This is a genomic window from Chryseobacterium viscerum (genome assembly GCF_025949665.1).
GTDB classification, from domain to species: domain Bacteria; phylum Bacteroidota; class Bacteroidia; order Flavobacteriales; family Weeksellaceae; genus Chryseobacterium; species Chryseobacterium viscerum_A.
In genome coordinates this window covers 353,788-379,521 of the sequence record NZ_JAPDFT010000003.1, presented here as the reverse complement: position 1 = coordinate 379,521, position 25,734 = coordinate 353,788, and the positions used below count along the sequence as shown (strand labels likewise).

General features: G+C 36.7%; 20 protein-coding genes. 11 read left to right on the top strand and 9 right to left on the bottom strand.

What is annotated here, in order from left to right; genetic code table 11:
* Nucleotides 1–82: 82 nt before the first annotated feature.
* Entirely contained in the window at nt 83–844 is a 762-nt protein-coding gene (locus tag OL225_RS18635) for a hypothetical protein (RefSeq protein WP_264519199.1), read from the bottom strand.
* 130 nt (nt 845–974) lie between these two features.
* On the opposite strand from OL225_RS18635, the gene hutH reads away from it, so the two are divergent.
* The 3 genes from hutH to OL225_RS18620 all read left to right on the top strand — a co-directional run bounded on the left by hutH (nt 975) and on the right by OL225_RS18620 (nt 4,547).
* Entirely contained in the window at nt 975–2,462 is a 1,488-nt protein-coding gene (hutH, locus tag OL225_RS18630; protein ID WP_264519198.1) for a histidine ammonia-lyase, read from the top strand.
* Nucleotides 2,463–2,527: 65 nt separating this feature from the next.
* Nucleotides 2,528–2,974 (top strand): GNAT family N-acetyltransferase, encoded by a 447-nt coding sequence (locus OL225_RS18625; protein WP_264519197.1) that lies wholly within the window; start codon nt 2,528–2,530, stop codon nt 2,972–2,974.
* Nucleotides 2,975–3,065: 91 nt separating this feature from the next.
* On the top strand, nt 3,066–4,547 hold the full coding sequence (locus OL225_RS18620; RefSeq protein WP_264519196.1) for a S8 family peptidase: 1,482 nt from the start codon (nt 3,066–3,068) through the stop codon (nt 4,545–4,547).
* Between the two features lie 69 nt (nt 4,548–4,616).
* Here the strand turns inward: OL225_RS18620 and ygiD are convergent, their stop codons facing one another.
* Both ygiD and OL225_RS18610 read right to left on the bottom strand, forming a co-directional pair.
* Nucleotides 4,617–5,444 (bottom strand): 4,5-DOPA dioxygenase extradiol, encoded by an 828-nt coding sequence (gene ygiD / locus OL225_RS18615; protein ID WP_264519195.1) that lies wholly within the window; start codon nt 5,442–5,444, stop codon nt 4,617–4,619.
* Between the two features lie 77 nt (nt 5,445–5,521).
* Complete coding sequence (locus tag OL225_RS18610; protein WP_047377704.1) at nt 5,522–6,034, bottom strand: YceI family protein; 513 nt, start codon at nt 6,032–6,034, stop codon at nt 5,522–5,524.
* A gap of 656 nt (nt 6,035–6,690) precedes the next feature.
* Between OL225_RS18610 and OL225_RS18605 the strand changes: the two genes are divergently transcribed.
* The 4 genes from OL225_RS18605 (at nt 6,691) to OL225_RS18590 (ending at nt 12,738) form a co-directional block, all read left to right on the top strand.
* Nucleotides 6,691–8,829 (top strand): S9 family peptidase, encoded by a 2,139-nt coding sequence (locus tag OL225_RS18605; protein ID WP_264519194.1) that lies wholly within the window; start codon nt 6,691–6,693, stop codon nt 8,827–8,829.
* Nucleotides 8,830–9,055: 226 nt separating this feature from the next.
* Nucleotides 9,056–10,081, top strand: coding sequence for an LLM class flavin-dependent oxidoreductase (locus OL225_RS18600; protein ID WP_264519193.1), 1,026 nt, complete (start codon nt 9,056–9,058; stop codon nt 10,079–10,081).
* Between the two features lie 371 nt (nt 10,082–10,452).
* Entirely contained in the window at nt 10,453–11,865 is a 1,413-nt protein-coding gene (locus tag OL225_RS18595) for an inorganic phosphate transporter (RefSeq protein ID WP_264519192.1), read from the top strand.
* Nucleotides 11,866–11,910: 45 nt separating this feature from the next.
* Nucleotides 11,911–12,738, top strand: a complete 828-nt coding sequence (locus OL225_RS18590) for a universal stress protein (RefSeq protein WP_047377707.1) — start codon at nt 11,911–11,913, stop codon at nt 12,736–12,738.
* 48 nt (nt 12,739–12,786) lie between these two features.
* Here the strand turns inward: OL225_RS18590 and OL225_RS18585 are convergent, their stop codons facing one another.
* The gene (locus OL225_RS18585; RefSeq protein ID WP_264519191.1) at nt 12,787–15,822 is read right to left on the bottom strand and encodes an SbcC/MukB-like Walker B domain-containing protein; all 3,036 of its coding nucleotides are present in this window, start codon (nt 15,820–15,822) and stop codon (nt 12,787–12,789) included.
* Between the two features lie 3 nt (nt 15,823–15,825).
* Nucleotides 15,826–17,031, bottom strand: a complete 1,206-nt coding sequence (locus OL225_RS18580; protein ID WP_264519190.1) for a metallophosphoesterase family protein — start codon at nt 17,029–17,031, stop codon at nt 15,826–15,828.
* 386 nt (nt 17,032–17,417) lie between these two features.
* Here OL225_RS18580 and OL225_RS18575 point away from each other — a divergent pair, with 386 nt between their 5' ends.
* From OL225_RS18575 to OL225_RS18565, 3 genes are all read left to right on the top strand, one after another.
* Nucleotides 17,418–18,254: a hypothetical protein gene (locus tag OL225_RS18575; protein WP_264519189.1), complete on the top strand. Its 837-nt coding sequence runs from the start codon at nt 17,418–17,420 to the stop codon at nt 18,252–18,254.
* Nucleotides 18,255–18,262: 8 nt separating this feature from the next.
* The gene (locus OL225_RS18570; protein WP_264519188.1) at nt 18,263–18,511 is read left to right on the top strand and encodes a VF530 family protein; all 249 of its coding nucleotides are present in this window, start codon (nt 18,263–18,265) and stop codon (nt 18,509–18,511) included.
* A gap of 146 nt (nt 18,512–18,657) precedes the next feature.
* Nucleotides 18,658–19,158 (top strand): FKBP-type peptidyl-prolyl cis-trans isomerase, encoded by a 501-nt coding sequence (locus OL225_RS18565; RefSeq protein ID WP_047377711.1) that lies wholly within the window; start codon nt 18,658–18,660, stop codon nt 19,156–19,158.
* Nucleotides 19,159–19,363: 205 nt separating this feature from the next.
* Here OL225_RS18565 and OL225_RS18560 read toward each other — a convergent pair whose 3' ends face one another.
* The gene (locus tag OL225_RS18560; RefSeq protein WP_264519187.1) at nt 19,364–19,741 is read right to left on the bottom strand and encodes a YchJ family protein; all 378 of its coding nucleotides are present in this window, start codon (nt 19,739–19,741) and stop codon (nt 19,364–19,366) included.
* Nucleotides 19,742–19,912: 171 nt separating this feature from the next.
* Nucleotides 19,913–22,054, bottom strand: coding sequence for a M3 family metallopeptidase (locus OL225_RS18555; protein WP_047377713.1), 2,142 nt, complete (start codon nt 22,052–22,054; stop codon nt 19,913–19,915).
* Between the two features lie 256 nt (nt 22,055–22,310).
* Between OL225_RS18555 and OL225_RS18550 the strand changes: the two genes are divergently transcribed.
* Complete coding sequence (locus tag OL225_RS18550; protein ID WP_264519186.1) at nt 22,311–23,138, top strand: DUF2807 domain-containing protein; 828 nt, start codon at nt 22,311–22,313, stop codon at nt 23,136–23,138.
* Between the two features lies 1 nt (nt 23,139).
* Here OL225_RS18550 and OL225_RS18545 read toward each other — a convergent pair whose 3' ends face one another.
* Together OL225_RS18545 and OL225_RS18540 are read right to left on the bottom strand one after the other, a co-directional pair.
* Complete coding sequence (locus OL225_RS18545; protein ID WP_047377715.1) at nt 23,140–25,029, bottom strand: monovalent cation:proton antiporter-2 (CPA2) family protein; 1,890 nt, start codon at nt 25,027–25,029, stop codon at nt 23,140–23,142.
* A gap of 3 nt (nt 25,030–25,032) precedes the next feature.
* Complete coding sequence (locus OL225_RS18540) at nt 25,033–25,554, bottom strand: NAD(P)H-dependent oxidoreductase (RefSeq protein ID WP_034693331.1); 522 nt, start codon at nt 25,552–25,554, stop codon at nt 25,033–25,035.
* Nucleotides 25,555–25,734: the final 180 nt, after the last annotated feature.

Sequence of the window (25,734 nt, the reverse complement as noted above, 5' to 3'; positions counted from 1 at the left end):
ACAAAATTAAGGAAACTTTCCCTATTTAAAAAAGAAAAACCTACAGATGAGTCTGCAGGCTTTATTTTATTGATGGAAATGTTTATCCGTTTGTCATAGCTGTATATTCGCTCACAAGAAAACTGAAGTAATCCCATTCTACAGAGTTTTTAGGATACTTTTTTGTAAACTCCTGATTGTCTCCAAAAAGAAAATCATAATTGTCTTCAAAATCATCTTTATGCAGCCACATCACTTTGTTGCCTTTCTTTACATAGTAAGATTTGATAACCCCGCCCCCAAGCTGTGGAGAGCCCATTACAGAAAAACCTGTTGTTTCTTTAGCTCTGGGATCGTGGTATACGGAAATGATATCATCAAAACCTGGATTGATAACCTGCATCAGAAATTCCTTATCATCTTTTTTGTTCTTTAGAGAAACAGTCTGGTTTACAAAATAAATTCTATCATTATTGGTATTTTTCGCCAACTTCTTAGTTCCGAAATTTCTGATATTTCCCATGTATTTTGCCACTTTTGCAATCTTTTCCGCATTGCTTGGATACACATACATCTCATTGATCTGATCAGCCGTGAAAGTAGCATTCTTTTTTGTGATACTGTCTTTGATAGCGACTTCGTAGATCTGACCTTTTTTGGTTTCAATTTTATTACAGAAACCTTTGTAGGTAGTTCCGTCTTTTAAGATGATCGTGGATGTTTTCTTAGGAGATGGAGTATTAAAGCCTTCATTAAAAAGGTAAGTTTCCATTTTTTTGATGTCCTCTTTAGAATATTTTACTTTCTGGGCGAAAGCAGTCGTGCTTGCTACACATAAAGCAAGAAGTAGAGTTTTCAGTCTCATGTATTATTGTTTTTAATTTTCGGGGCTAAAATAGTAAATTAATTCCCTTGTTTATATAAAAATATAGAAGATTAAAATTTAGCTTTTCCAATTATTGTTAAATGCGTAATTTTAAGAAAATTTTTTAGAAATGATATACGGGGTAGATGTTTTTACTTTCCATGATGTTCTGGAAATCTGTAAAAAGCCAAATAAAGCCAAGCTTAATAAAGCTTCAAAAGAACAAATCTTAAAATCTCAGAAAAACGTACAGAAAATAGTAGAGTCTGACAGATGTGTTTATGGAATCAATACCGGGTTCGGACCCTTATGTGATACTAAAATATCAGCAGACGAAACAGCTCAGTTACAATATAATCTGATCATCTCTCACGCAGTGGGAGTAGGAAAACCAATTGATAAAGAGCTTTCCAAGATTATGATGATTGCTAAAGTTCATGCTCTTTCAAAAGGATTTTCCGGAGTTTCTCTGGAAGTTATCGAAAGGATGATTCTGATGCTTGAAAAAGATATTATTCCGGTGGTTCCTGAACAGGGATCTGTAGGAGCTTCAGGAGATCTTGCCCCATTAGCACACTTGGTATTGCCTTTACTTGGTTTAGGACAGGTTTGGGAAGGAGACCAGGTTTCCGAAACAATAGATGTTTTGAAAAAATATGATCTTGAACCATTAGTTTTAGGACCAAAAGAAGGATTGGGATTAATCAACGGAACTCAGTTTATACTTGCCCATGCAATCAAAGGACTTGAAAAGTTTGAATACTTATTAGATCTTGCGGATATGACTGCTGCCATGAGTATCGAAGCATACAGAGGTTCTGCAAGCCCATTCAAAAAAGAACTTCATGAGATCAGACCTTTTGAAGGTAGTAAAAAAGTAGCGGCAAGAATGCTTAAATTCTTAAAAGGATCAGAAAATATGAAAGCTCACGAAGATTGTGAGAGAGTTCAGGATCCTTATTCTATGAGATGTGTACCACAGGTTCACGGAGCCAGCAGAAATGCTTTTGAGCACCTTAAAGGAATGGCAGAAACAGAATTGAACTCCGTAACAGACAATCCGATTGTATTAAGTGCTGAAGAATCTATTTCAGGTGGTAACTTCCACGGACAGTTGATGGCTCTGCCTTTAGATTATGCTACACTGGCTGCTGCAGAATTAGGAAATATTTCTGACAGAAGAAGTTATTTATTATTAGAAGGAAAGTACGGATTACCAAGATTATTAACGGAAAGTTCAGGATTAAATTCCGGATTTATGATTCCTCAGTACACTTCAGCTGCTTTGGTTACAGAGAATAAAACATTATGTTTTCCGGCATCGGCAGATTCCATTCCTACAAGCTTAGGGCAGGAGGATCATGTTTCTATGGGAAGTATCTCCGGAAGAAAATTCAATCAGGTTCTTGGAAATCTTGTGAATATTCTATCTGTTGAACTTATGTTTGCTGCTCAAGGGCTTGAATTCAGAAGACCTGCGAAATGCTCTAAAGTGATTGAAGAAAACTTTTCAATTCTTCGTTCTAAAGTTACCAAGCTTGAAGATGACAGATTAATTGGAAAAGATATGTTAGCAATTGCAGAGTTGATTAACGAAAGAAAATTTGTTGTCAACTAATCTAAAATAAAATAAAAGCTTCCGAAAGGGAGCTTTTTTGTTTTTACAAATCTTTAAATCAAAAAATGTATATACTCAGAACAGATTCCTCCAATACAGACTTTCAGAATCTTGTAAAATTACTTGATGCTGCTTTAGCCGAACATAATGGAGAAAATGATGATTTCTTTGCTCAGTTCAATACAATTGATACCATCAAAAACTGTGTTGTAGTTTATATTGATGATATTCCCGCAGCCTGTGGAGCATTCAAACCCTTTTCGGAAGATACCGTAGAAATAAAAAGAATGTTTACCCATCCGGAATTCAGAAAAAAAGGACTGGGTTCAACTATTGTGAAAGAACTGGAAAACTGGGCCGCAGAATTGAATTTTAAAAAAGCAGTTTTGGAAACTTCTCAGGATCTGAAAAGTGCTATTTCAGTCTATGAAAAAAGTGGTTTTTACAGAATGCCTAATTATGGGCAATACGTTGGAATAGAGCAAAGTGTCTGCTACGAGAAAGTATTATAATTTAATATTCATGTAATGGTAAATTCATTTTTTTTCAGTTTTTAATTCCCGTTAAAGTGTTATATTGTGGCTCCAACCAAAATTATAACATATGAAAAAAACTGTATTCCTATTAGCAATATTTTTTGCTTTAAACTCGTGTTCCAGAGAAGAACTTCAGAACGAAAATGTAAAAACCGAAATGTCTCAGAAAGATCCACTGACTGCAAAACAGATCAATGAAAGGATTAATCAGGCTATTAAAACGGACGGTACTTTCAATTGGAAGAATGAATCCGATCATTTCGTATGGAGTGCTATTTTCCGTGGAAATAAAATGGTATCCATCGGTTTTGGAGCCTCTAAGGACGACTTTGACAGAAGCAAATCTCCAAACAGCAGTGATATAGAAAAGGAAGTCCTTTCTGTGATCAAAAAATATGAGGGAAAAGATGAAAGAAATTTCCTTCTTCTTTCAGATCAGTATCTTAATCAGATGGATGTTGTGATTGAAAACGAGGAAACTGTTACCGCTCTTCGACAAATGAAGAACATCCGATATGTAGAGCCGGCAGACTATCATTATTTTGAATATGAGGCTCAATATAATGCAGCTGCAAAATCTTCTGGAAGCGGTTCATCAGGATGTGGTTTTTCATCATCAGCGTTGAGTACAGCAGATTATACATCTACCACACCAAGTGCGAAAATTCCATGGGCTTTCACTAAGCATAATATTCCTGATGCATGGAGCTACAGCACGGGGGCAGGAGTTACAATAGGACTTATTGATACAGGAGTTTCTCCAGAACAGACTTTGTTAGGAGGAAGCTTTAATAATGGTGCTTCATCAGGAAGAACGATCAGTAAATTCGGAGTGTATAATTCAGACGGATCGGGAGATCAGTGCGGACACGGGACAAAAATGGCTTCTGTGATGACTGCTCCAAGAAACAACGCAGGACTGCCTGTAGGAGTAGCTTACAATGCCAATCTGATTGCCTACAGAGCTGCAGAAAATGTTGTTTTGGAAACTTCAAGTGAGCAGACTGCTGTAAAAACGGCTTTTACAGAATTAGGTAACAATACCAGTGTAAAAATCATCTCTATGTCAATGGGACATATTTTCTCCGTCGGAAAAATTGAAGATGGTGTTAAATATGCTTATTCTAAAGGAAAACTGATTTTCTGTGCCGGAGGTACTTCTACCAGCTTTACCAGTTTCGTTGGAGTAATTTTCCCTGCATCGATGTCAGAAACTCAGGCGATCACAGGAGTAAAGGAGAATACATCCAATCAGAAATGTGATGTCTGCCACTCCGGGAGTCAGATCGACTTTACTTTCCAGATGGAAAGAGCTTCAGGAAATACCGTTCCGGTTTTGAGTTATTACAACGGTCAGGCAGATTATGTGGGTGGTTCTTCGGTAGCTACAGCAGCTACAGCAGGAATTGCAGCTCTGGTTTGGGCTAAAAATCCATCATGGACGAGAGAGCAGGTGCTTAACAAAATGAGACAGTCTGCCACTTACTATCCAAATGTTAATTCAAGTTATGGCTACGGAAATATCAATGTTTTAAAAGCAGTACAATAAATAATCATTCCATAAAAAGAAAAGGAAATATTTCAGTTGAGATATTTCCTTTTTTATTTTTAGAACAGGCTATCCGATTCTTACACTGGTCATACTCAATGATCCTCCTATAAGCTCATCATTGAATAAAGTAAGTTCCTCAGACTGATCTTTCAGCCCTAAAGTATACAATAAAGGCAGATAATGATCAGGTGTAGGAACAGCATATTGTAAGAAAGTTCCCTGTTTCTGATAATCAATAATATGCTGGAAATTTCCATCCAGAAGCCAATTATTGGTTTTTTCTCTGGCTTCTATAGCCCAGTCCCAGCCGGCTCCCACTGTATTTATATTTTTCCAATCGATAAGACGGAGGTTATGAACAATATTTCCGCTTCCAATAATCAGAATCCCCTTTTCACGAAGCTTATTCAGTCTTTTGGCAAGGTCATAATGATACTGGGGAGATTTTGTATGGTCTATACTCAGCTGAATAACAGGAATGTCGGCATCAGGATACATATGTTTGATCACAGACCATGCACCATGATCAAGTCCCCAGCTGTGGTCTTCTTCCACATCAATCGGGAGCAGAAGTTCTGCAGTTTCTTTTGCCAGCTCCGGACTTCCCGGAGCAGGATACTGCACATCAAAAAGTGCTTTCGGGAAACCATAAAAATCATGGATGGTTTTCGGCATATCCATAGCGGTTACAAAAGTTCCGGCTGTATACCAGTGAGCAGAAATACAAAGAATTGCATTAGGCTTAGGAATTTCAGAGGCTGCTTTTCGGAAACCCTGTACAAATTGGTTCTCTTCAATGGCATTCATCGGTGAACCATGTCCAAGAAATAAAACAGGCATTCTCTGTGTGCTTTTAAAACCGTCGCTTATGTTTTGAAGATCATTGAGGTTCATAAATATTGAAGATTATAAAAAAATAAAAGGTTCAAGGCTTTTAGAAAATCCCTGAACCTTTTGTAATATATGTTATTCTATGCTTGTTTTACAAACTGTAATTCACCAGCTACTTTCACATCATCACTTACCATTACACCTCCTGCTTCAAGAGCTGCATTCCAGTTTAATCCGAAATCTTTTCTGCTGATTTTTCCTTCAAAAGAGAAACCTGCTTTTGTATTTCCCCATGGGTCTACGTTGATTCCTCCGAAGTCTACATCAAGAGTTACAGGTTTTGTAATTCCGTTGATGGTAAGATTTCCAACGATAGCATTATTTAATGCCTGAGATTCAAAAGTGATTGTAGGGTGTACTTCAGCATTGAAGAACTCTGCAGATTTTAAGTGATTATCTCTGTCTGTATTGTTTGTGAATACAGAATCCGTCTGGATCGTAGCAGTAGTTTTTGCATTTGCAAAGAATTCGTCTTCAGATTCAATTTCAGCAGTGAAAGTTCTGAAGCTTCCTTTTACGTTAGAGATCATCATGTGTTTTACTTTGAAAGTAATTTCACTATGCGTAGGGTCTAAAATCCATTTTGTTGCCATTGTATTTTGTATTTTTTGTTTGTTATTAATAATGCAAATTTAGGATAGAGAACATATACAAGTCATTGATATAGGATAAGAAATGAGATTTTTTTGTCAATGGTCAATTTTGCTTCGCAAGTGAATGGTGAATACTATCCATTTCCCATAATTAAAAATTGACAAGCGCAGCGGATTGACAGTTCACGATTAACTCATTTAATAATCAATGGTCAATTTTGCTTCGCAAGTGAATGCTATACATTTACAATAATTAAAATTGACAAGCGCAGCGGATTGACAGTTCACGATTAACTCATTTATAATCAATGGTCAATTTTGCTTCGCAAGTGAATGGTGAATACTATACATTTCCAATAATTAAAAATTGACAAGCTCGGCGGATTGACAGTTCACAATTAACTCATTTATAATCAATGGTCAATTTTGCTTCGCAAGTAAATGGTGAATACTATACATTTCCCATAATTAAAAATTGACAAGCGCAGCGGATTGACTATTCACAATTCACCTATCCTAATCTCTTTAAAAATTCTACTATTAAGTTAAGAAATAATTTCTTTTAGTGCATGAATTCCATTTTATGAATGTTTTAATTTAACATTTCTTAACGAATGGTTTTTATTTCTTATTTTTGATGGATTCAATTTTATACAATGAAATTACATAAATTTTCTTTATTGATGCTGGTTCTAGGCAGTTCAGCATTTGCCCAGAATCAGAAGTTTACCATGGCAGAGGCTGTAAATGGAATGAGAACCAACCTTGCCGTGAAAAATATTTCCCAGTTTTCATGGGCTGCAGACGGGAAATCTTACATCCAGGCAGTAAAAGGCGGTTATTTGATTACAGATTTGAAAACCAATAAACAGGATACTCTGATCTCGTTGAGCCAGCTAAACCGAAACCTTTCCGATGATAAGCTGAAAGCTGTTCCGCCAATCAAGTTTACAGGAAATTCAAATGGTTATTTTACTACAGGTGGTAAAATGTCGTGGATCGAGAAATCAGGAAATGACTGGAAAGTAAAAAATACGGCTGCGGTTGATCAGGATGCTGCGAATGTAAAAATGTTTGGTGATGGCCAAACCTTCGCTTTCACAGCAAAGAATAATTTATTTGTAAGCAGAAACGGGAAAACCATTGCGGTAACCAACGAAACGAATGAAAATATCATTAGCGGACAGGCTGTTCACAGAAATGAATTTGGTATTGATACCGGAATTTTTCCTGCCCCGAACTCAGAAAGTGTAGCTTTCTATAAAATGGATCAGAGCATGGTAGCGGATTATCCGATCATCGACTGGTCTGTAACTCCTGCTGTAAATCATAATATTAAATACCCAATGGCTGGTCAGACTTCTCACCAGGTGACATTAGGAGTTTTCAATATTAAAACTCAAGCTACTACTTTCTTAAAAGTGGAAGGTGAGAAAGACCAATATCTGACGGCTGTTACATGGAGCCCGGATTCAAAATACATCTTTGTAGCTGTTTTAAACAGAGGTCAGAATCATATGAAAATGAATCAATATGATGCTGCTACGGGAGAATTGGTGAAAACGTTGTTTGAAGAAACAGACAGTAAATATGTTGAACCACAGCATCCACTTACTTTCTTCCCGAATTCTAACACAGACTTCATCTGGCAGAGCCAAAGAACGGGATACAATCACCTGTTCCACTACAGCCTGGAAAAAGGACTGGTAGCACAGATCACAAAAGGCGACTGGCTGGTAACAGATATTTTAGGATTCAATGAAAAGAAAAAGGAAATCTATTTTACTTCAACAAAAGAAACGCCTTTAGAAAGACATTTGTATAGAATCAACTGGACCAACTTCAAGATGCAAAGGCTGGACAATGAAGAAGGTATGCACATTGGAACATTGAGCAGTGACGGAAACTATCTGTATGATGCATACAGCAATGCCAATTCACCGAGAGTTGCCAATATTATCAATACAGCTAATTTAAAAACTACTAATATCCTCACTTCTGAAAATCCATTAAAAAATTATCAGAGACCGGAAATTAAAAACGTAACATTAAAGGCTGACGACGGTACTCCTTTGTACGGAAAGATTATTCTTCCAACCAATTTTGATCCTAATAAAAAATACCCAACGATTGTTTATTTGTATAACGGACCGCACTTACAGCTGATCACGAATACCTTCCCGGCTTCAGGAAACCTTTGGTACGAATATATGGCTCAGAACGGGTATATTATTTTCACTATGGATGGAAGAGGTTCTTCTAACCGTGGGCTGAAATTTGAGCAGGCTGTATTCAGAAATCTGGGGACCACAGAAATGAATGACCAGATGAAAGGAGTAGAGTACTTAAAGTCTCTTCCTTATGTAGATGGAGAAAAAATGGGAATCCATGGATGGAGCTTTGGAGGATTTATGACAACAAGCTTCATGCTTCGTAAGCCGGATGTATTCAAAGTAGGAGTAGCAGGAGGACCGGTAATCGACTGGAGCATGTACGAGATCATGTACGGAGAAAGATATATGGATACTCCACAGGAAAATCCACAGGGATATGCAACAGCTAATCTTTTGGATAAAGTTCAGAACCTGAAGGGAAAATTACTGATGATCCATGGAGCGCAGGATGATGTAGTAGTATGGCAGCATTCTATTAAATTTATCAAGTCAGCTGTTGATAACGGAGTTCAATTGGATTACTTTACATATCCGGGACATCCGCATAATGTGATCGGGAAAGACAGAGTTCACCTGATGCAGAAAATCACAGATTATTTTGATTTATATCTGAAGAAATAATAATACAATCCAGCCTAAAACAAGGCTGGATTTTTTTTGAACATTACCTTAACCTTATTGTATTATGCTAAATTTAGATTGCTTCGCTTTGCTCGCAATGACTATACCGTGTTATTAGTGATAAATTAGTGTTATTTGTGTTTTAAAAAACAACTTTTCGATCTTACCAAACATCAATGTTTTTGATCTTTCATAGTGGTATTTTTGTATCACTAAAATCAACAATATGGAATTAGGAATAGGAATGTTCGGGGATTTGGCTTTAGACCAGTCCACCGGAAAATATAGAGATGCAGGAATTAAGATCCGTGAAATATTGGATCAGGTAAAATTAATGGATGAGGTAGGAATCGATGTTTTCGCTATGGGAGAGCACCACCGTCCGGATTATGCTGTTTCTTCTCCGGAGATCGTATTGGCAGCGGCAGCGAGTATTACAAAAAATATAAAACTGGCCAGTGGAGTTACTGTTTTGAGCTCTTCGGAGCCGGTAAAAGTATATGAAGATTTTTCTACGCTGGATCTTATTTCAGACGGTAGAGCAGAGATCTTCGTGGGACGCGGAAGTTTCATAGAGTCATTTCCGCTGTATGGTTATTCATTGAATGACTATGAGCAGCTATTTGACGAAAAATTAGAATTATTACTGAAAATCAATTCTGAGGAAAACGTAAGCTGGTCAGGGAAACTTCGTGCTCCGATGGAGAACCAAACTGTTTATCCAAGAGCAAAAAATGATGGAAAGCTTTCAATCTGGAGAGCTGTTGGAGGAACTCCGCAGTCTGTTTTAAGTGCAGCACAGCTTGGAATGCCTTTAGTGGTAGCCATTATTGGAGGAATGCCGATTCAATTTAGAAATCTGATCGAATTCTATAAACAGGAATACCAGAAAGCAGGGCATGATGTTTCGAAAATGCAGATTGCTGTTCACTCACATACTTTTGTGAGTGATGATCAGAAAGTGGTGGATGGATATTTTCATAACTATAAATCTCAGATGGACAGAATTGGGTCTTCCAGAGGATGGGCGCCTTACACAAAAGCACAGTATGAGGGAGGAAGAAGCAAAGATGGAGCATTATTTATCGGCAGTCCGGCAGAAGTAGCAGACAAAATTGCTTATATGAAGGAGATCTTCGGAATCACCAGATTTATCGGACATATGGATGTGGGAGATCCTGCGCATGATGTGATGATGAAATCTATTGAACTATTCGGAAAAGAAGTGAAGCCTGCTATACAAGGACTATAACAGGAGAGTTTACAGATATGATAAGGAGACCGGAAAAAGGTCTCCTTTTTTATTCTCATATTTTTAAATGTAATAAACAGTTAATCATTTATTAACATCGTAATCTTTTAAACTTCATTTCTTTACAGTGATGAAACAAAGCGATAGCTATTAATGATTGACCTGTCTATAATCCGCATGATACAAACTCTGTATTGTACTGGTGACAAACTGTTTATTTCCACAGCCGGTTTGCTCAAAAGGTCGTTTGGATGTTCTAAAGCCTATTACTATTCAAAAAATTGTTCTTATGATACCTTTCCGATGGTTTCATTTTTCAACATTCTGGACGTTCTGTTGGTCCAGTTATTCCAAAATCTAAACAAAAAACCATGCTTTTAAACAATATCCTATTTTTTTCAGTGGATCCGGATCTCAGTACAGGCCTTGTCATTATTTTCATCCTGTGCCTGGTAGCCGTTGTGGCTTTTGAGTTTGTAAACGGTTTTCATGATACAGCCAATGCTGTGGCTACCGTAATTTATACCAAAGCTCTTAAACCTGTTATTGCAATTCCGTGGTCTGGTTTCTGGAATTTTCTGGGAGTTTTTACTGGAGGAATTGCCGTTGCGATGGGAATCTTAAAACTGGTTCCTATGGATACGCTCATAACGCTGCCAATTGCTGTGGGAGCCTCTTTGGTTTTGGCTGTTTTACTGGCTTCAATCATCTGGAATCTTGGGACCTGGTATTTTGGAATACCGTGCTCCAGTTCCCACACCCTTATTGGTGCTTTGATTGGTGCCGGCTTAGGATTTACCTGGTATTATGGTGGAGGAGTGAACTGGCATAAAGCTGAAGAAATTGGAATGTCTCTCATTTTATCCCCTATAGTAGGGTTTTGTTTAGCTGTCCTGCTGATGTGGTTTTTTAAATACATAATCCGCTATAAAACGCTTTTTCATATTCCGACAGGAGCCAATGATAAACCTCCTTTTGCTATAAGAGCCATTTTAATAACAACCTGTACTTTAGTAAGCTTTTTTCATGGTAGTAATGACGGACAAAAGGGAGTAGGGCTTTTTATGCTGATCCTGATTGCTTTCATGCCTGCTCAGTTCGCAATTAATCATGATATTCCTAACGATAAGATTATTTCTATCCTGAATACAACGGAACATACATTACAGGCTGCAGCTGCCCGAAATACTCAAAATACAGCTGAATTTAAGACATTGAACCTGGCTGTTGAAAATGTAAAAGAGAATCTGATCCATAAGAATGAAAAAGACAAAGCGGCTACCTACAGATTTAGAAAACAGGTAGACAACCTTGTTGATTCTCTGAAAAAACTGAATGAAAATAAAGCCATAGCTATTGACGAATCCAGCAGGGCAATGCTCACCAGCCAGATTTCTGAACTTAAAAAGTTAACCGAATTTGCTCCTCTATGGGTCATTATTATTATCTCTGTATCTCTCGGATTGGGAACTACGATAGGCTGGAAGAGAATTGCAGTAACCATTGGTGAAAAAATAGGAAATGAACATTTGAATTATGCCCAGGGTGCCTCCAGTGAAATTGTTGCCGCATCTACTATCGGTATCAGTACATTTCTGGGATTGCCGGTAAGTACCACGCACGTTTTGTCAAGTGGTATCGCTGGTTCTATGGTGGCTTCCGGTGGTAAAAGTAACCTTAATCCGGCTACATTAAAAAGTATCGGTCTTGCCTGGGTGCTTACTTTACCTGTGTCTATTGTATTATCTTTACTGTTATTTATATGTTTCCATCTGTTTATTTAGCAGCAGATTTTTTAGTTCAGTGATTATTATTAAAACCGAAAAAAAATGAAACAAATATTAGTTGCCTCAGACTTTTCCAACAACGCAGGTAATGCTCTGTTGTATGCTCTGTCTCTCGCCAAAACCTTAAAGATGAAAGTAACGGTGCTGAATGCCATTCATCCTACGGAAGGCATCAACAATAGTACATACAACGCCATTTTTATTGAAGATTACTATGCAAGAAAAAGATCTGCTCTGAAAGAATGGACAGAAACTTTCTGTAATAACAGCGAATATAAAGACATTCCGGTTAAAACCGTTTGTGATGTTGGCTTTTTAAGAAATGTCATTACAAAATACATCGAATATAATGATGTATCGTTTTTAGTAATGGGAATGACGGGAGCTACGGGCATTAAAGGAATTATAGGAAGCAATGCCAGTTTAGCCATTAGCAAAATGCGGATTCCTACCTTAATCGTTCCTGCGGAAAGTATACTTCATCCAACACCTGTTATTACGCTGGCTGCTGATTATAAAACCACAAAACTATCCGTAAGGGATGTAAAGGCATTGAACCAGATCCTTAAAGTTTCTGATCCTAAAAAGCTGGAAGTACTTCATATTTCGGACAAAGATACAGCTGCAAGAACCATAGAACATGGAGAAAAGAAATTAAAAGATCAGCTTTCTTCTGTGGAAATCACCTTTCACTACGTTGAGGATGATAAACCATCAAGCGGAATTATTGATTTCATAGAAACCAATAAAACAGATATTTTATGTCTGGTAAAACACAATCACAATATTATTTACCGATTATTCTCCGGTAGTACCGTAGATGAGATCCTGAACAAATCCGTGAAGGCTGTATTGATTCTTCATGCATAAATTTTCAAGACAACCTTAGTTGAATGTCTTTTGAGGGTTTAAGATTAATTATACAATCTCAATCAGACTTCCTCTTTCCTCGTCTTTAATAATATTGAGAGCTGTAGGAATTTTCTCTTTCAGCTCTTCAACGTGAGAGATAATTCCTACAATCCTGTTTTCTTTCATCAGATTGGTGAGGGTTTCAAATACAATATTCACAGATTCTGTATCCTGAGTTCCAAAACCTTCATCAATAAAGAAAAAGTTCTTATCTGCCTGTGCATTGGCCTGAACACTTTCTGCCAACGCCAGAGCAAGACTTAGCGATACCTGAAAAGCCTGCCCGCCCGAAAGGGTTTTTACACTCCTGCTTTTTCCTTCGTTGAGGTAATCTATGATTTCAAAATCGCTATTTTCATTAAGCTGAAGGCTCAACTGGTTTCTAGTCATCCTGTGGAAACGAACATTCGCATGATCACAAAGCTGTCTCAGATAAATAGAAGAAACATATTGTACAAAACCCGCTCCTTTAAACAGGTTCATCATGAGTTTTAAATTTTCTGAGCGTTTCTGCAGTTTTGCAAGTTCTTTTAAAAGAGTTTCTTTTTTCATAAACTCTTTTTCCAATCGGTTTATTTCTGCTGTTTTAGTCACTACAGAATCACTGATTTTTTTCTGCTCACTTTGCGCTTCAACAAATTGCTGTTCAGCCAGAGAAAACTGTTCGTTATCGAATGAAAGACCTTTCAGCTTCAATTCCAGTTCTCCAATGAATTTCTTTAAAGCTTCAAACTCAACTTTAAAATTCTGAATTTTGGCTCTCACCAGTTGAATATCGATTTCCTGAAGTAAAACACTCTCAACTTCTTTAAATTCTGTGAAATTTTGATCCGCTAAAGCGTTCAGAATAGCTCTTTCATTACCGGAAATTTCCTGTTCAAGTTTGGTGATTTGTTTTTCAGATTGGCTGACAATGGCTTTTTGCTCTGCCAGTTTCGGAGAAAGAACTTTTTCTTGTTGTAAAGCCCTTTGGTAATTTTCTTCGGTTTCTTTATTGGATTGTATCAGTTTCTGATACACTTCTTCAATCTCAGCTTTTTTCTTTTGGACATACAGATTCCAGTCCAGTATTTTAAGACCGGAACGGCTGATATTGATTTGTTCCTGCTTCGAAACTTCTTCCAGACGGAAAGCCTCTAGGGCACTTTTATACTTTTCCAGAGTTTTAGTTTCCTTTTCCAGATTTTCTCTTTCCAAAGCAATGCTTCGTTCCGTTTCTTCAATCTTTCTTTCTAAAGTAAATGAGTCTGAACGTTTTTTCTCAAACTCTTCCTCCTGATCAGGAGAGAATGGCTTCCAAATGAAATTCAGGATATGAATCTTAATATCTTTTTGAATCTGAAGAACAATCTTCTGTTCAGAAAGAAGTTGTTCCTCAAAGATTTTTTTACGATCCAGAATTTTATCAATTTCTGCTTCCTGCTTTTGAAGCGCTGCTATTTCTTGTTCTACGGATGTTATTTTCTCTTGAATGTCCTGCAGTTCAGCATTTACATCATGAAATTCCACAATATTCGGATGTTCTTTAGATCCACAAAGAGGACAGTTTTCACCGTCATGAAGTTCACTGGCAAAACGGGAAAGTTCTTTTTGAATTTTAAGATGATCCAGTTTTTGTGAAAGTTCCTTTTTCTTGGTTTCTAAAGCTTCTTTCCTGCTTTTGAATTCTTCTTTATAATTCCCGGTATAAGCAAAAGGCTTTAATTCTTCTGCAATTTCTCCGATCTGTTTTTGATGTTTCTCAACCTTTTCGGTTTGCTCCTGCAGTGATTTTTTTAGGTTCTTTTGCTGAATAAACCAATTGCTCACTTCAGAAAGCAGCGCAGAATCAAGCTTTTGTTCCTTTAAAGTTTTTATTTGTGCTGAAAGTTCATCAATCTTTTTTTGAATTTTCTCTTTATTGAGGTCTACCTCTTTTACTTTTTCGGAACCTTTCTGTGTTCTTTCATTCAGAATTTTGATTTCTTCAGTAAACTTAAGAACCTGAATGATGAGGTTCAAATCGTTTTCCTGAATTCTTGATTGCTCCAATGCCTTAAATTGTGGTTCAAGAGCAGTAAGCTGTTCCTTTATGATAGTAAATGCCTTTTCAGTTTCCTGCCTGTTTTTGATCTGCTGATCTTTCTCGTTTCGTTTGTCCGAAATCTCCTTTGAGAGTTTATTTTTCTCAATAATTAAAGGATTGAAAAGACGGAAAGTACGATCGTATAATTCTGCCTGTGCTTCCAGCGCATCCATCTGGGGCTTTTCTTCAGAAAGTTTGCTGAATTTTTCCTTATTCTGCTGTAAACTGTCAAAGTCGCTTTTTAAGTTTTTCAGCTGTTGATAAATGTGGGAAATCTTTTCCAGTTTTTCATTGGACTCGGAAAGTAGTTTCTGTTCATCTGCCAGGTGTTCTTTCTGAATTTTGATTCTCTCTTCATTGATTTCTTCAAAACCTTTTAATTGCCCCTCCAGTTGATCCAGTTCAGATCTGTTTTTTACATGAAGTGCAGAAACATTATTCTGAAGGTCAAATTTCTGAAGATTAAAAATCTCCTTCATCATATTCGTTCTTTCTGCAGCACCCAGTTCAAGAAATTCTTTAAACTGTCCCTGCGGAATAATAATGGTTCTTTTGAAGTTGGAGTAGCTTAATCCAATGATCTTTTCCGCATTTGAATGATCCAGAGGAATCCATTTACCATTACTATTTTCATAGAAAGTAACAGCATTAGGCTTTACCTCTTCAAATTTCTTCGAATTTCTCTTAAAATCCCTGGTAGCACGGAAAAGTTTATTCTCATAATTTATAAAATCAAATTCTATATAAGAACTGTTTGATTTTAAATTCATCATGTTATAAGCTCTTTTATCACGCATGTTCAGACGTTCCGTTTCTCCATATAAGACAAACGAAATAGCTTCAAGAACCGATGATTTTCCAGAACCCACAGCCCCGAAAATACCAAAGAGTCCTGCTTCAGTAAGGTTTCTGAAATCAATAGTCTGACGCTCCTGATACGAGTAAAGTCCTTCGATAGTTAATTGAACAGGAATCATGGCTTATGCATTTAAAATTTCGTTAAACAAATTCATCAGTTCTTCATTGGCTTCCTGCCCGCCGTTTTTAGATTTAAAATAATCCTTAAATAAGATATCAATATCCTGACTTAAATTAATTTCATGGGTTTGATTTTCTCCCAATTCCAGATTTCTGACTTTGGGAATAAGATGAACAATTCCGGTATGAGACTGGTAAATTAATCTTCTTTCATCAGCTGTTAAAAAAGTCTCACTTTCCAGAGTAAGCTCAATAAAGGTATTCGGATTTTCACCGAGCCATTGAACTGTATCTTCGATGGAAGTAAATGTTTTTCTGACTAAAGTTCTTCCGCTTCTCAGTGCTTTTTTCTCGTAAGAAACTGCTTTTCCCGGTTCTGCATCAATAATGGAAACGTACTTCGTCTGTCCGGCTTCACTAAAACTGTAACAAAGGGGAGAAGATGAATAAATAACAGGTTTTTCCTTCGTTCCGATATTCTGAAAAGCGTGGAGATGACCCAATGCCGTATACTGAATCTGCTCAGGAATACTGTCCGAAAAAATCAGATCTGCATTTCCGATTTTAATAGGTTTTTCTCCTTCCGGTTCTTCCAGAATTTCTTCACCTCTTTTATTCATATACAAATGAGCGGTCAGAAGATTCACTCCGGAATCATCACAAAACAGATCAGCAAGATTTTTCCATGTCTGAGAAAGAACTTTGTTGATTTCTTCCTCTTTATTTTCGCCAAAATATTCCTTTAGACGGATCTCATTCGCGAAAGGGGTGTGAAGAATTCTTACAGGGAAATCAATACCTTCAATTTTAAGTTCTATAAAACCCTCCTTAGATTTGGTAATATTGAAATATTCTGTACCAAAGAGAGTGATTTCAGCTTTAGGATGACCTATTAAAATGATTCCACATTCCTTTGCTAAAGGATCGGGAGCATTGATTAGGCTGGGAGAGTCATGATTTCCTGAAATAGCAATTACAGGACGCTTTCCGTTCAGAGATAAACGTTTTAATGTTTTATAAAAAAGTTCAACGGCTTCTACACTTGGATTAAAATTATCAAAAAGATCACCTGCAACGAGAATAAGATCTGCATGTTCCTCGTCGGCAATGCCTATAATCTCTTCCATTACCAGAATTTGCTCTTCCAGTCGTGAAAAGCGGTCCAGCCTTTTTCCCAAATGCCAGTCGGCTGTATGCAGAATTTTCATAAATTTATTATTGTTTAAAGTAAGTTGAGTAATCAACGATTTCTATGGTTGATTATCAGATTCTTTTGCTTTGAAATCTTCCAGAATTTGTTTTAAACGTATTTTCCTTTCTGCCTCAGCATTTTGTATTTTACGCTTTTTCTGGTCAATTTGCTTTTTATTTTTTTTCCTGTTTGCATCGTTATTTTTGCTCATATCTTTGTACAGAATAATTTTTATGGGTAAGAAATAGCTTCTTCAAAAATAAGGAACAAAATACAATTATTCGATTCAAAATATAGGTTGGTGATTAATCTAAGTCTAATACAAATCATTTTCAAACAGAGTTATTTTATTAGTATTTTTGATGAAAATTAATATTCATGAAGTTTTGTTTAACAATTTTATTGGCTTTATTAGGGATATGTATTAATGGTCAGGATCTTGAAAAAATATCAGAAGAAGTAACGGAGGAAGGTATTGCCTTATATCGCAGCGAAATGGCAAGCTGGTATGGAACAGATGTCGTAAAAGAGAATTATAAAAAAATGGAAAATATAGGTGGATATTTTTCCTACTTAGATGATGTTCCTAAATGTATTTTCTTTTCCAAGCAGAATAAAGTAGTGGCTACAATTTCTTTTCCTACTAATTATAACCCTGCTAATGCAAAAATTGATTTGTCTGAAAGGGATTTCACTTCTGTTGAACAGGATTATTTTACGATCAGACAGAAAGCTCTTGCCAGAATAAACAATGATACTATTTTTAAACATTATAATAACACAAATTTTAATCTCGTACCAATCATTAAAAAGGATTCTAAGAAAGTATATGTTTTAACCGGGGCTTCTGTAGATAATGTAGTTGTTTTCGGGAATGACTATTTGCTGACTTTTAATAATAATGATGAAATAAAAAATGTTGAAAAATTACATAAAGGAATAATTGTCCAGAATATAAATAGTAAGAATAAAGGGAGTGACGAAAGTGGAGTTCATTCTCATGTTTTAGAGAACTGGCAGCAGATTACTCCCACGGATATTTGTACACTTATGCTATATCAAAATCTTACAGGATGGGAAACTTATACTACAGTTTCTAAAAAATATGCAAGTATATGGAATCATAAATCGAATAGGGCATTTGTAATGAAAACCGAAAATTTTGAGAAGATAGCCAACTATCAATTAGAAAAAAATAAGAAGACAGAAAATAAAGATACTCAAGATTCAAATAAATAAAGATAATAATGGAACAACAGTCCAAAGATCCTCTACACGGAAAAAGACTTGATGCTATCCTTGAAGAACTTGTAGAATACTATAAGGGCTTCGAAGGGCTAGGCGAACAGATCAATATAAAATGTTTTACAGACAATCCAAGCATCAACTCTTCTCTGAAGTTTTTAAGAAAAACACCCTGGGCAAAAACAAAAGTGGAAAGCCTGTATCTCTTTATGCTGAGACAGAAAAAAAGAGAGGAGAGTAGAAAAAAATAAAGACTGTAAAAAGAAGATATATTTTTCGTATGCCTTTCATAGCTTCCTTCTTCCGTCCTCCAGCTTCCAAGCTCATTGAATCATTTCAAAAAATAGTATATTTGTAACATTAATCGTGAAACGCAATCACGAAAAAAATAAAAAATATGACAATCGAAAACAATCACGTTGTAGCTGTACGTTACATTCTTCACACTATCGAAGCGGACGGAACTAAAGTCCTTGTAGAAGAAACAACAGCAGAAAATCCACTTACATTTTTGTATGGTGTAGGAATGATGATTCCAAAGTTTGAAGAAAATATCTTAGGTTTGAAAGCTGGTGATAAAGCTGATTTTACTATTCAACCTGAAGAAGCTTACGGTGAAAGACAGGCGGATGCTATCGCACAATTGCCGATTGAGATGTTTAAAGAATCAGGAACTCCACCGGTTGGAGCTATTTTACCTTTGTCTGATAACCAGGGGAATAATTTCCAGGCTTTTGTGGTAGAAGTAACACCAGAAGTAGTAGTAGCAGATCTTAACCATCCAATGGCAGGAAAAGTTTTAGATTTCCAGGTGGAAGTTCTAAACACTCGCCCGGCAACAGAAGAAGAGTTGGCTCATGGTCATGCTCACGGAATTGACGGAAACGAAGCTCACTAAAAAATAATATAAATGTCCGTTTTTTCGGACATTTTTTAGATAAAAAAATAAGCCACGGATAATTCTGTGGCTTATTTTTATTTATAAGGTTACAATAGTTATTGAATGCTTGGCATTCCCCTCTTCCGGAGGGTGGCAAAAATTCAAAGAAATTTTTGACGGGGTGGTTTTATACACAAAGCATTATATTTTCTATATCCGTTTATTAATCTAAAAATTCTCCTGAAACATAATACCAGCGTTCATGCATTTTCTGGAAAAGAGAAAACTCATGATGAATTTGCGGATGACCATCCTGATCTGTATAATAAGCTTTAAACTCTACGTGATTTAAAGTGGGAGTCCGGATGATTTCCAGTTTTGTCCATTGATTGATTTCTCCCCACTCCTGAAGGTCTTTCTTGTTGTGGTATTTTCTTTTTCCCGGAAGGGTGGTCTCCATCAGATATTCACCATTCGGAATAGCAAAAGCAGAGAACCTTGAACGCATCAGAGCTTCAGCTGTAGGAGCATGTTTTTCTCCGGTATGATAAGGTTTGCAGCATTCTTCGTAGGATTTTCCTGAACAGCATGGACAGTTCATATATTGTATTTTAAATTTTGAACTGCAAAAATAGTAAAATTCAATAGGAACAGGCTATAATCCTGAGCGGAGACGAAGGAAGCCCGTTAAAAAATGAACCAAGAAAAATCCATCGGCCTTAGCCAAAACATAAAAAAGAAGCATTCTGATTAAAGAATGCTTCCCATTGATTTATTTAATAAAACCTCTGTTTCTTAATAAAGGTTTGATATCCGGGTCGTGTCCTGTAAAGTCTCTGAATGCCTGATTCAGGTCTACAGAATTTCCTACGGAAAGGATGTATTTTCTGAAACGGTCACCATTTTCTCTGGTTAATCCACCATTTTTACTGATCCATTCCCATGCATCATTATCCAATGTTTCAGACCATAAATAAGCATAGTATCCTGCAGAATAACCACCTCCCCAAATGTGTGCAAAATAAGGAGTGTGATATCTTGGTGGAACCGTTGCTAAATTAAACCCATGGCTGGCTAGAGACTGCTTTTCAAAATCCAGAACTGGAATAAACTGGCTGTCGTTGCTTACTGTATGCCAATCCATATCAAGCTCGGCGGCAGAAACCAATTCAGTAGTCATGTATCCCTGATTGAAGGTAGATGCTTTTTTGATCTTGTCTACCAAAGCCTGTGGAATAGGTTGCTTAGTCTCATAGTGTACTGCATAATTCTTCAGAACCACAGGATCTAAAGCCCAGTGCTCATTGATCTGAGACGGGAATTCTACAAAATCTCTTGGTACATTAGTTCCTGAAAGAGAAGGATATTTCTGGCTGGCAAACATCCCGTGAATAGAGTGGCCAAATTCATGGAAGATGGTTGAAACATCATCATAACTGATTAATGAAGGTTTGCCAGGAGCCGGTTTCTGGTAGTTGTAGCAGTTAACGATTACAGGTTTTGTTCCTAATAAATAAGACTGTTCAACAAAATTACTCATCCATGCTCCACCGTTTTTAGAATCTCTGGTATAGAAATCTAAATAGTAAATCGCGATAGATTTTCCATCATGATCAAAAACTTCATACGTTACAACATCTGGATGGTAAACAGGAAGGTCCGTTCTCTTTTTGAAAGTCAGTCCGTAGAATTTTTCGGCAGCGAAAAAAACACCTTTTTCAAGAACTGTTGTGATTTCAAAGTAAGGTTTTATTTCACTTTCATCAAGATCAAATTTAGCTTTTCTTACCTGTTCAGCATAGAAGTTCCAGTCCCAAGGCTCTACTTTGAAACCTCCTTTTTGCTGATCGATAAGATCCTGGATATCTTTGGCCTCACGTCTGGCTGTTTCCACTGCCGGAGTTGCAATCTGGTTCATCAGATTAGTAGCGGCCTCAGGTGTTTTTGCCATTTGGTCCTGAAGTTTCCATTCAGCAAAGTTTTTCTTTCCTAAAATCTGAGCTTTTTTCAATCTCAGTTTAGCCAGTTTTTCAATGGTTGATCTCGTATCGTTGGCATCTCCTTTTTCAGCTCTTGTCCATGAAGCTTTGAACAGCTTTTCTCTGGTAGCTCTGTTTTTTAAGTTTTGAAGAAGAGGCTGCTGTGTTGTATTTTGTAAAGCCAGAAGGTATTTTCCGGGCTGTCCTGCCGTTTTAGCATCAGCTGCTGCCGCTGCAATTTCATCAGCAGAAAGTCCGTCCAGTTCTTTTGCATCAGAGAAAAATACACCTCCCTGTTTTCTTGCTTCCAATAATTTATTGGAATACTGTGTAGAAAGGGAAGCCAGTTCCTGATTGAGTTGCTTTAATTTTTCTTTATCAGCTGCAGAAAGATTAGCTCCTGCTATTTCAAAATTCTGCTTATAATATTGTACAAGTCTTTTGCTTTCAGAATCAAGACCATCTTCTTTGATGGCTTGTATTCTTTTATAAAGATTTTCATTCAGGTACAGTTTATCAGAATGTGCAGCAAAAATAGGTGCATATTCTTCATCCAAAGCCTGCAAAGTAGGGTTTGTGTTCGCACTTGTAAGATTAGAGAATACAATTTGTGCTCTTCTTAATACTTCACCACTTTTTTCCAGTGCCACAATTGTATTTTCAAAAGTAGGAGCAGCCGGATTGTTGGCAATTTTTACAATTTCAGCTTCGTGCTGTTTCAAACCATATTCAAAAGCAGGTTTGAAGTGCTCATTTTTGATTTTGTCAAACTCCGGAGCTTCGTACTGAAGCTTGCTTTTCTTCATAAAAGGGTTTGAAGATAAAGAGGGATCAGGTGCAGGAAGCTCCTGTTGAATATCGGTCTGTTTCATTGTAGTACAAGATTGATTGAACGCCAAGGCAGAAATTAATAATACCGATGAAATATTCTTCATAAATATAATTGTTATTAAAGCATAAAGATATTAAAAACTTGTATCATAGAATCTATTTTGGGAGATGTATTTACTGAAACAGTTTTGTGAGTGATTTTAAAATGAATAAGTTAAGCATTGTGGGGGCATCAGGTTCTTTCTGAAAAATCTGGATTGCAGACAATTGCAGTATTTTTAAATGTAATGTAATATTTTTTATAAATTAGTTGTTATTTAATTAAAGAAATCAACAAAAATAATTGACAAAAGAAATAACATGAAAACAAAGACTTTATTTATTTTTTCAGCTTTAGCGGCATTAGCCTCATGTAATGATAAACATGAGAACAGAAACAGAGATAGAGATGGAGACAAAAGTAACTGGGTAGAGAAAGTGGTGACCAAAGAAAGCGGCCCGATACAGCATAAAGAATTTAACGGTGATTTTGATGAAATTCAGGTTTCCCAGGCGATAGAAGCTGAAATTATAAAATCTGAAACAGAAAAAGTGGAAATATCAGCACCTCAAAGTATCATCAATGAAATTCTTGTAGATAATGATGGCGGAAAGTTGCATATTCATTATAAACCTGGCATCAGAGTAATGAATATCAGTAAAGTGACTGCAAAAATTTATACAAAAGATTTTAATAAACTTTTGGCTGATTCAGCTGCGAGGATTATCATAAAAGATAAATTTACTCAGGAGAAAACAGATGTAGAAGCATCAAGTGCAGGAAGTATTTCCGGAGATCTGGAAGCTAATGATATGGATATCAATATAAGCAGCAGCAGTAGCTTCGATGGTAAAATATGGGCAGTAAACCTAGATATTGAATCTTCATCAGGATCCACTCTGGATATTTCCGGAAAAGCGAAAAAGGCTGATATCAGTGCATCTTCAGGCAGTAGTGTTTCTGCTAAAGGGGTTATCGCTGAGAATGTAGAAGCAGATGCTTCCAGCGGTGCAAGCATTCACATAAGTGCTGTTTCCAGTGTGAAGGCAGGTGCATCATCCGGAGGAAGTGTGGATATCTCTAAAAAAGGAGAGCTTAAGAATGTAAGCAAAGAAGAAAGCAGTGGCGGAAGTGTAAACATCCAATAAACTAATCCCGGGATTCTTCCTCATCTTCTTCATCGGCAGATGAAGAACCCTCCCAATTTTTATTATCAAAATTAAGATTATCATATGCTAATAAATCCTCCTCTCGCTGGAGGATTTCTTTTGTGGTAAACAGGGTAATATCTTCATCATTTTCTTTCATTTTTGCCAGTTTTCTGATGGATGCCTTATCAATAGCCATAAACCTTTGTCCCATACGCCTTGCTGCATATTTTCTCATTCCCGTTTCATGAAGTACATCAACAGCCATATCCACTGCTGTTCCTAATGTTTCACGGTAAATATGATTAACTCCGTTGTTAAGATAATCATACGCATCAATCCTGTTTTTTGCCCTCACAAAAATTTTCACCTCAGGATAATGTTCACGTACCAATTCTGCAATAAATTTATTATCATCCGGATCATCCAGACACAAAACCAAAATTTCAGCATCTTCAATTCCGGCAGCTCTTAAAATGGGAATTCTGGTAGCATCACCATAATAAACTTTAAATCCATAGCTTCTGAGCAGTTTTACACGGTCAGAATCACGATCTAAAACAGTAGCTGATATTTTATTGGCCTTTAAAAGACGTCCCACTGTACTTCCAAAGTGCCCAAAACCTACAATAATGATCTTCTTTTGAGTAACATCACTGTCGAGAATATTATAATCATGTTCTTCTTCCGGAATTTCTTTGATGAATTTCGGAGTAATAAACTTCTCATTAATGATCAAAAGAATTGGAGTGATACACATGGTGATTGCAGTAACAGCCATCATTTGAGCATTCATTTCGGGTCCTAAAAGATAAAGATCCGATGCATAATTAAGCAGTACAAATGCAAATTCTCCCACCTGAGACAGAGCAAATGCATAAAAAAAACTTTGAGGAGTATCTATCCTGAAAAACTTTCCAATAGTGTATAGAACAATAAATTTTACAGCCAGTACAGCAAAAACGGTACTGAAAATAAATAATGGATCTTTCTGAATAACATTGAAATTGATAGTTGATCCTACACTAACGAAGAAAACGGCTAACAGCAGTCCTTTGAATGGATCGATCTGTGCTTCCAGCTCATGCCGGAATTCACTGTTGGCGAGCATTACACCTGCAAGGAAAGCTCCTAATGCGGGAGAAAGACCAATAACAACCATCAGTTCCGAAACCCCGATAACAAGGAATAGGGAAGAGGCTGTCAACAGTTCTGTCATTCCCGATTTTGAAACATAGCGCAGAAAAGGAACAAAGACATATCTGCCTAATAAAATAAGCAAGACAACTCCGAAAATTACAGTCCCGGCCTGAAGCCACTCCGGTAGTTTCTGGATCAGAATCTGAATTTCATTATCATGGTGCTTGGCTTTATAGTTCGCTACAATAGGCAGTATTGCCAAAATAGGGATTACCGAAATATCCTGAAACAGTAAGGTCGAGAATGAGGCTTCTCCTGCTGTGGTTTTGAGATTATTCTTTTCTTGCAATGTCTGCAGAACAATTGCCGTTGAAGATAATGCAAAACACATGGCAATAGTAATTGCTTTGTCTACCCTCCAGCCTACACTGATGAATATTAAGAAAAGTAATAAAATAGTGAGTGCCATCTGAGAAAGTCCTAAACCCATTATTTTCTTTCGCATTTCCCAGAATTTTCGGGGCTCGAGTTCCAGTCCTACCAGAAATAACAACATGATGACCCCAAACTCGCTGGCATGCATGATGTCATTGACATTGTTTCCAGTAAGTTTAAGTACGTAAGGTCCTATAATAATTCCCCCTAAAATATAGCCGATTACAGAACTTAACCCCAGTTTCCTGGCTAATGGAACCATAATAATAGCTACACCCAGGAAAATTAATGTGTTCATCGCTAAGCTGGATTCCATAAATTATTGATTGAGGAGTTCTGTAAATTCTTTTTTATGTAGGATAATTTCTTTTTTAGATAGCTTGTTGGCTTCGTATACGATCTTGATATGCTTGATATCTGCTTTGAAAACCTTTAAAGAAACAATGAGTCCGCTGATCAGCTCATCTATGGTGTATTGATAGGTGCCGGTTTTGCTGAATGATCTTTCTTTTCCGCCGGTGGTTACCAGGATATAGACTTCTTTTCCTTCCAGGGGATTGTGCTCACCCTCTTTCAGCCAGTCTCTGTCGAAAACTTCATCAATCCATAATCTGAGAAGGGGAGGCATTCCAAACCATATCAGGGGAAACTGGAAAACAAAGCGTTCGTAATTTTTAAGGCGCTTTCTTTCCCGGAAAGCTGCAATATGAAAGTCAGGATATTCTTCGTAAAGATCTCTTAGGGTATAATGCTGGTGGCGAACGTAGAAATTGATGAGCTCTACATTCGAATTGGAGTGCTCCAGATAAGGGTGTGCAAATACTACCAGCGTCTTCTTCATAATCCTGTTTTCAGTAAATATAGTAAAAAAAATTGAATAAAAGTTGGTTTTTTAACACTTTTGTTAATTTTTTAATATGAAAAGATCAATTTAACATTAAGAAAAGTTAAAGAATCTATGTTATTTTAGGTTTTTAAATAAAAAATCAGGTCGTGATGACCTGATCTGTTATATATTTGA